The organism is Marinobacter sp. UBA2688 (assembly GCF_002352785.1).
Taxonomy (GTDB): Bacteria; Pseudomonadota; Gammaproteobacteria; order Pseudomonadales; family Oleiphilaceae; genus Marinobacter; species Marinobacter salarius.
On the sequence record NZ_DELU01000011.1, the window covers coordinates 1 to 6,895 of the forward strand.

Annotated in this window: 5 protein-coding genes; 3 read left to right on the forward strand and 2 right to left on the reverse strand. The window is 56.0% G+C overall.

The window, feature by feature from the left end:
* Positions 1-44: 44 nt before the first annotated feature.
* Positions 45-770 (reverse strand): UDP-2,3-diacylglucosamine diphosphatase, encoded by a 726-nt coding sequence (locus B3M52_RS07145; protein ID WP_075196092.1) that lies wholly within the window; start codon positions 768-770, stop codon positions 45-47.
* Positions 767-1,276 carry a peptidylprolyl isomerase gene (locus B3M52_RS07150; protein ID WP_041333789.1) on the reverse strand — a complete coding sequence of 170 codons (510 nt, stop codon included), beginning with the start codon at positions 1,274-1,276 and terminating at the stop codon, positions 767-769. The genes B3M52_RS07145 and B3M52_RS07150 overlap by 4 nt, the downstream gene beginning before the upstream one ends.
* Before the next feature lie 138 nt (positions 1,277-1,414).
* Here B3M52_RS07150 and B3M52_RS07155 point away from each other — a divergent pair, with 138 nt between their 5' ends.
* From B3M52_RS07155 to B3M52_RS07165, 3 genes are all read left to right on the forward strand, one after another.
* A complete protein-coding gene (locus B3M52_RS07155) occupies positions 1,415-3,091 on the forward strand; it encodes a glutamine--tRNA ligase/YqeY domain fusion protein (RefSeq protein ID WP_075196091.1) in 1,677 nt (558 codons plus the stop codon).
* 40 nt (positions 3,092-3,131) lie between these two features.
* Positions 3,132-4,514: a cysteine--tRNA ligase gene (gene cysS / locus B3M52_RS07160; protein WP_151982499.1), complete on the forward strand. Its 1,383-nt coding sequence runs from the start codon at positions 3,132-3,134 to the stop codon at positions 4,512-4,514.
* 143 nt (positions 4,515-4,657) lie between these two features.
* A complete protein-coding gene (locus B3M52_RS07165) occupies positions 4,658-6,838 on the forward strand; it encodes a malate synthase G (protein WP_075196089.1) in 2,181 nt (726 codons plus the stop codon).
* Positions 6,839-6,895 lie beyond the last annotated feature (57 nt).

The following is a 6,895-nucleotide window of genomic DNA, read 5'->3' on the forward strand; positions in this document are numbered from 1 at the left end:
CGAGGGTTTGTCAGCAATCTGAGCCGGGCGTCGCCCGGCTCTTTTTACAGTGGTTGTTTGGTAAGAACCGGTTCCTTGTCCGGTTCTACCTCCAGCCACCAGACGTTCTCGTCCCAGTCTCCCAGCACAATCCGCTTTGCCGGCTTACCGCCTGCCTCCAGCTCGTGAACCGCCGGACGGTGGGTATGGCCGTGGATCAGTCGTTGCACCCCGTGCGCCTCCATTTCCTTCACCACCTCATCCGCGGTGACGTCCATAATGAACTCTTCCTTGCCCTGGTTCTTGGCCATGCTGATTTCCCGTAATTGACGGGCCATCTGCTGACGTTCGGCCAGGGGTCGTTGGAGAATCATCTGCTGCCATTGCGGGTTGCGCATGTTGGCGCGGAATTTTTGGTACTCCACATCCGCGGTACACAGGCTGTCACCGTGCATTAGCAGGGTAGGCGTGCCGTAAAGATCCACCACCGTTGGGTCATCCAGTAGAGTGGCGCCGATTCGGTTGCAGTAATCTTCGCCAATCAGAAAGTCCCGGTTTCCGTGCATCAGGTACAACCTGGTGCCCGAGTCACTGACCGCGCGCAGTGCCGCCGCAATCTGCTCCTGCAGGGGCGTTCGCTCGTCATCGCCAATCCAGGCTTCGAAAAAGTCGCCGAGAATGTAGAGTTGCTCCACCCCTAGGGCCTTCTCTTCAAGGAATCCCAAAAACGCGTTGGTGATGTCCGGGCGGGACTCTTCCAGGTGTAAATCTGAGATGAACAGCGTGGTCACGCCGCGCCTCCGTCCCCTGTGATTTCGGCTTTCTCGATCACCACATCTTCTGCAGGCACATCCTGATGGCCTGCACGCATAGTGGTACGCACCGCGCGAATGGCATTAACGGTTTCCATGCCTTCCACAACCTTGCCGAAAACGCAGTAGCCCCAGCCTTCGGCATTCTCGGCGGTGTGGTCGAGGAAGCCGTTGTTCTCGACGTTGATGAAGAACTGCGCCGTGGCGGAGTGCGGGTCCATGGTGCGGGCCATGGCAACGGTGCCCTGCATATTGCTGAGGCCGTTGTTGGCTTCGTTTTGAATGGGCTCGCGGGTCTTTCGCGGGGTCATCCCCGGTTCAAAGCCGCCACCCTGAATCATGAAGTTGCTGATGACACGGTGGAAAATCAGCCCGTCATAGAAACCGTCGCGAACGTACTGTTCGAAGTTTTTGGCAGTCTCGGGGGCCTTGTCGTAATCCAGTTCCAGAGTGATGTCACCGTGGGAGGTTTTCAGCAGAATCATCAGGGTTTCCTGTTCAAGTAGGTATTAAAAGCAACGTGGCTGTTATTGTACTGAAGAGTTTGTACGCGTGCATGAGTTAGGCAATGATTTGTGAGTATAATACGCGGTTTCAGATACACACCCTACGATTGAGATTGTATGAGCGCCGAGTCCAAGAAAGCCCATAACTTCATCCAGAGCCTGATCGAAGACGCCGTTGCCAAAGGCGAACACACGGGTAAGGTTGTGACCCGTTTTCCGCCCGAGCCGAATGGTTACCTGCACATCGGCCACGCCAAATCCATTTGCCTGAATTTCGGCATTGCGGAAACCTTTGGCGGTGAATGCACGTTGCGGTTTGATGATACTAATCCGGAAAAGGAATCCCAGGAGTATATTGACTCCATCAAGAAGGATGTTCATTGGCTGGGTTGTGAATGGAGCGGAGAGGTTCGCTACGCTTCGGACTATTTTGACGCCATTTACGACTTTGCCGTTGAGTTGATTGAAAAGGGCAAAGCCTATGTGTGCGCGCTGACTGCCGATCAGATGGCCGAGTACCGGGGTACGCTTAAAGAACCGGGCCAGAACAGCCCCTATCGTGACCGGCCGGTGGAAGAAAACCTTCAGCTGTTCCGCGATATGCGCGCCGGTAAGTATCAGAACGGTGAGCTGGTGCTGCGCGCCAAAATCGATATGGCCTCCCCGAACATCAATCTGCGGGACCCGATTCTGTACCGGATTCGTTATGCCGACCATCACCAGACTGGCGATAAATGGTGCATCTATCCGATGTATGACTTCACCCACCCGATTTCCGACGCCATGGAGGGGATTACGCACTCCCTGTGCACACTGGAATTCGAGGATCATCGCCCGCTCTATGATTGGGTGCTGGACAACATCTCAGCTCCCTGCCAGCCACGGCAGATCGAATTTGCCCGGCTGAATCTCAATTACACCATCACCAGCAAGCGCAAACTCAAGCGTTTGGTGGACGAAGGCTTTGTGGATAGCTGGAATGACCCACGCATGCCCACCATCTCCGGAATGCGCCGCCGTGGTTATACCCCGGAGTCCGTCCGTACCTTCTGTGACATGATCGGTGTCAACAAGGCCGGCGGCACTGTGGATATGGGGATGCTGGAGCACGCCATCCGCGAAGACCTGAACACCCGTTCGCCCCGCGCCATGTGCGTAATGCGGCCGTTGAAGGTGACACTGACCAATTACCCGGAAGACAAGACCGAAACCCTGGTGTTGCCGGTTCACCCTCAGAACCCGGACATGGGCGAGCGTGAAGTGACCTGGAGCCAGACCCTCTACATCGACCGGGAAGATTTCGCGGAAGAACCGCCCCGTAAATGGAAACGTCTTGCTCCGGATCAGGCGGTGCGTCTGCGTGGCGGATACGTCATGACCTGCCGTGAGGTTATCCGTGACGACAGCGGTGAAATTGTTGAACTGAAATGCGAGTACGATCCCAACACTCTCGGCGTTAACCCCGAAGGCTACAAACCGAACGGTGTCGTTCATTGGGTGTCGGCCACTGACAGCGTTGAGACGGATATCAATCAATACGACCGCCTGTTCAACCATGAGTCGCCGGACAGTGATAAAGAGACTGATTTTGTGGACCTGATCAACCCGGAATCTCTGGTGGTCCTCAAAGGCGCCAGAGTAGAGAAGAGTTTGGCCCAGCCCCGTACTGATTTGCCATATCAGTTCGAGCGTGAGGGGTATTTCTTCTGCGATCAGGAACTGACTGAGGCAGCAGGCCGTCCGGTGTTTAACCGTACCGTGACCCTCAGGGATTCCTGGGGCAAGGGCAAGTAAGTTCGGTGATACATTCATTCAATTATTTAACGAGCGTAGCGTGATTAGAATCTACAACACCCTTAGTCAGCAAAAGGAAGAGTTCCAGCCGATCGAACCAGGAAAGGTTCGCATGTATGTCTGCGGCATGACGGTATATGACTACTGTCATTTGGGGCATGCGCGGGTGTTGGTGGCGTTTGATGTGATCACGCGGTACCTGCGTCACAGCGGCTACGATGTCCAATACGTGCGCAATATCACCGACATCGACGACAAGATCCTGCGCCGGGCTGACGAGAATGGCGAAGTTTATAGCGACCTCACCAAGCGCATGATCAAGGCCATGCACGAGGATGAGGCCAAGCTGGGTGTTTTGTCGCCTACAGAGGAGCCGTGTGCGACCGAATACATTAATGACATTGTGGCCATGATCCACAAGCTCGTTTCAGGCGGTCATGCCTATGCTGCCGATAACGGCGACGTCTACTTCTCCGTAGAGTCGTACTCCGATTACGGCAAACTCAGCAAGAAAAAGCTTGAAGACCTTGTGGCTGGCGCAAGGGTGGATGTTCAGGAAGCCAAGCGCAGCCCGGCGGATTTCGTGCTTTGGAAAGCCGCCAAAGAGGGTGAGGTAAGTTGGCCTTCGCCTTGGGGAGATGGCCGTCCAGGCTGGCATATCGAATGTTCCGCCATGTCTAACCGCTGCCTCGGCGAAACCTTCGACATCCACGGCGGCGGGCCGGATTTGTTGTTCCCGCACCATGAGAATGAAATTGCCCAGTCCGAGTGTGCCAATGGTCACACATTCGTGAACACCTGGATGCACGCCGGTGCTATTCGGGTGAACAAGGAGAAAATGTCCAAGTCCCTGGGCAATTTCTTCACCATCCGTGAGATCTTTGAGAAGTATGCGCCGGAGGTGGTGCGTTACTTCCTGGTGTCCAGTCATTACCGCAGTCAGGTGGATTACTCGGAAGAAAATCTCGCGGAAGCAGGGCGTACGCTCACCCGGCTCTATCATGCCCTGCGTGGTCTGGTGCCGGCCAAGAACGTGGCGGAAACGGAACACGACCAGCGTTTTGCCGAGGCCATGAATGACGACTTCAACACCGCAGGAGCCATTGCGGTTCTTCATGCTGTCGCTAATGAAATCAACCTGGACCGCAGGGAAGGGCGCGACGAAAAGGCTAACCAGCAAGCGGCAGTGCTTGTAAGGCTCGGGGGTATCCTGGGTTTGTTGCAGCAGGACCCGGAAGCCTACTTCCAGGCCGACACTGGCGGCGAGCTCAGTGCAGACGACATTGAGGCGATGATCCAGGCCCGAGCCGATGCGCGGAAGCAGAAAGATTTCGCCGAGGCGGACCGTATAAGGGATGAGTTGGCCGATAAAGGCATTATCCTGGACGACAGTCGCGAAGGCACCAGCTGGCGCAGGGGATGATGTCAACCAAAGGTCGTGTTGTTGGCGCGGGAATGACCTTGTAGGGAAATTCCCGTACAATACCGCCCTCGAATTATAACGGCCCTGACGGGTAAACCCGTAAAAAGGGCAGGGAATACAGTAACCCACTGAGGCAAACAACGATGACAGAACGCGTACAAGTCGGCGACCTTCAGGTCGCAAAGAACCTGTTCGATTTCGTTAATAACGAAGCAATTCCGGGCACGGGTGTCGACGCTGACAAATTCTGGGCCGAGTTCGACAAGATTGTTCACGAATTGGCTCCCCGCAACAAAGAGCTGCTTGCCAAGCGCGACGACATCCAGGAGAAAATGGACACCTGGAATCGTGACCACAAGGGCCAGAAGCTCGACATGGCCGAGTACAAGTCGTTCCTGAAGGATATCGGCTACCTGGTTGATGAGCCTGGCGACTTCAAAATTTCCACCTCAAATGTGGATCCGGAAGTGGCCACCATGGCAGGTCCCCAGCTTGTGGTTCCGGTGATGAACGCCCGTTTTGCACTGAACGCTGCCAACGCCCGTTGGGGTAGCCTTTACGACGCGCTGTACGGCACCGATGCGATCTCCGAGGAAAACGGCGCCGAAAAAGGCCGTGGCTATAACCCGGTTCGTGGTGCCAAGGTCATTGAATTTGCGCGCAACCTTCTGGACAGTTCCGCTCCGCTGGCTTCTGGCAGCCACAAAGACGCAGCCCAGTATCTGGTTGAGGGTGGCAAGCTGGTGGTCAAGTTGCAGAACGGTGAGTCTACCGGCCTGAAAGACGAGTCCGGCTTTGTGGGTTACACCGGCGGCGCCGATGCACCCACGGGCGTGCTGTTGGTCAAGAATGGCATGCATTTCGAGATTCAGGTCGATGCCAGCCATCCGATCGGGAAGGATGACGGGGCGCATGTAAAAGATGTGCTGATGGAGTCGGCTCTGACCACCATCATGGACTGTGAGGATTCTGTCGCTGCCGTGGATGCGGATGATAAGGCTCTGGCCTACCGCAACTGGTTGGGGCTGATGAAGGGCGATCTGGAAGAAACCTTCGAGAAAGGCGGCCAGCAAACCACCCGCAAGATGCACGGTGATCGTGCCTACACCAAGCCGGAAGGCGGAGAGCTGGTGCTGAAAGGCCGCAGCCTGATGTTTGTGCGTAACGTGGGTCACCTGATGACCAACCCGGCCATCCTGCTGAAAGACGGCAGTGAAGTGCCTGAGGGGTTGATGGACGGCCTCATGACCTCACTGATCGCGATTCACGACCTCAAAGGCACTGGAAAGCTGCAGAACAGCACCACCGGCTCGGTTTACATTGTTAAGCCGAAGATGCACGGGCCTGAAGAAGTGGCGTTTACCAATGAGTTCTTCGGTCGTGTTGAAGATGCGCTTGGTCTGCCGGCCTTCACCCTGAAAGTTGGCATCATGGACGAAGAGCGGCGCACCACCGTTAACCTCAAGTCCTGTATCCATGCCGCCAGGGAGCGTGCCGTATTCATCAATACCGGCTTCCTTGACCGCACTGGTGACGAAATCCACACGTCCATGGAGTTGGGGCCGTTTATCCGCAAGGGGCCGATGAAGCAGGCTGCCTGGATTCAGGCCTACGAGCAGTGGAACGTGGACGTCGGGCTGGAAACCGGTTTCCGAGGTGTTGCCCAGATCGGTAAAGGTATGTGGGCGATGCCGGACCTGATGGCGGGTATGCTGGAAGCCAAGATTGGCCACCCGAAAGCCGGCGCCAATACCGCGTGGGTTCCATCACCAACAGCGGCTACGTTGCACGCCACCCATTATCATCAGGTGAGCGTTGCGGATATCCAGCAAGAGCTGGAAAGCCGCACCCGTGCCAACCTGGATGACATCCTGACCGTGCCTGTAATGGACGACCCGAAATCCCTGTCGGCGGAAGAAATTCAGCAGGAGCTGGACAACAACGCCCAGGGTATTCTTGGTTACGTGGTGCGCTGGATCGACAGCGGTGTCGGTTGCTCCAAGGTTCCCGATATCAATGACGTGGGCCTGATGGAAGACCGCGCTACCCTGCGTATCGCTTCGCAGTTGCTGACTAACTGGCTTTACCATGGCATCTGCACCGAAGAGCAGATCAATGAAACCATGAAGCGCATGGCAGCGGTGGTTGATCGCCAGAATGCGAACGACCCGTCCTACCGTGACATGGCGCCGGAGTTTGAGGGCAGCATTGCCTTCCAGGCCGCCATGGATCTGGTTCTCAAGGGCCGTGAACAGCCAAATGGCTATACCGAGCCGCTTCTGCACGCCTATCGTCTGAAGGCGAAAGAGAAGTACGGTCAGTAATCCGGGCCGGTGATAAAAAACCCCGCGAATGCGGGGTTTCAGATTGCTGACAAACCC

Bases quoted from the DNA above. Each gene is read 5' to 3' on its own strand.
- B3M52_RS07150 (WP_041333789.1), bottom strand. From the start codon at position 1,276: ATGATTCTGCTGAAAACCTCCCACGGTGACATCACTCTGGAACTGGAT.
- B3M52_RS07165 (WP_075196089.1), top strand. From the start codon at position 4,658: ATGACAGAACGCGTACAAGTCGGCGACCTTCAGGTCGCAAAGAACCTG.
- B3M52_RS07155 (WP_075196091.1), top strand. From the start codon at position 1,415: ATGAGCGCCGAGTCCAAGAAAGCCCATAACTTCATCCAGAGCCTGATC.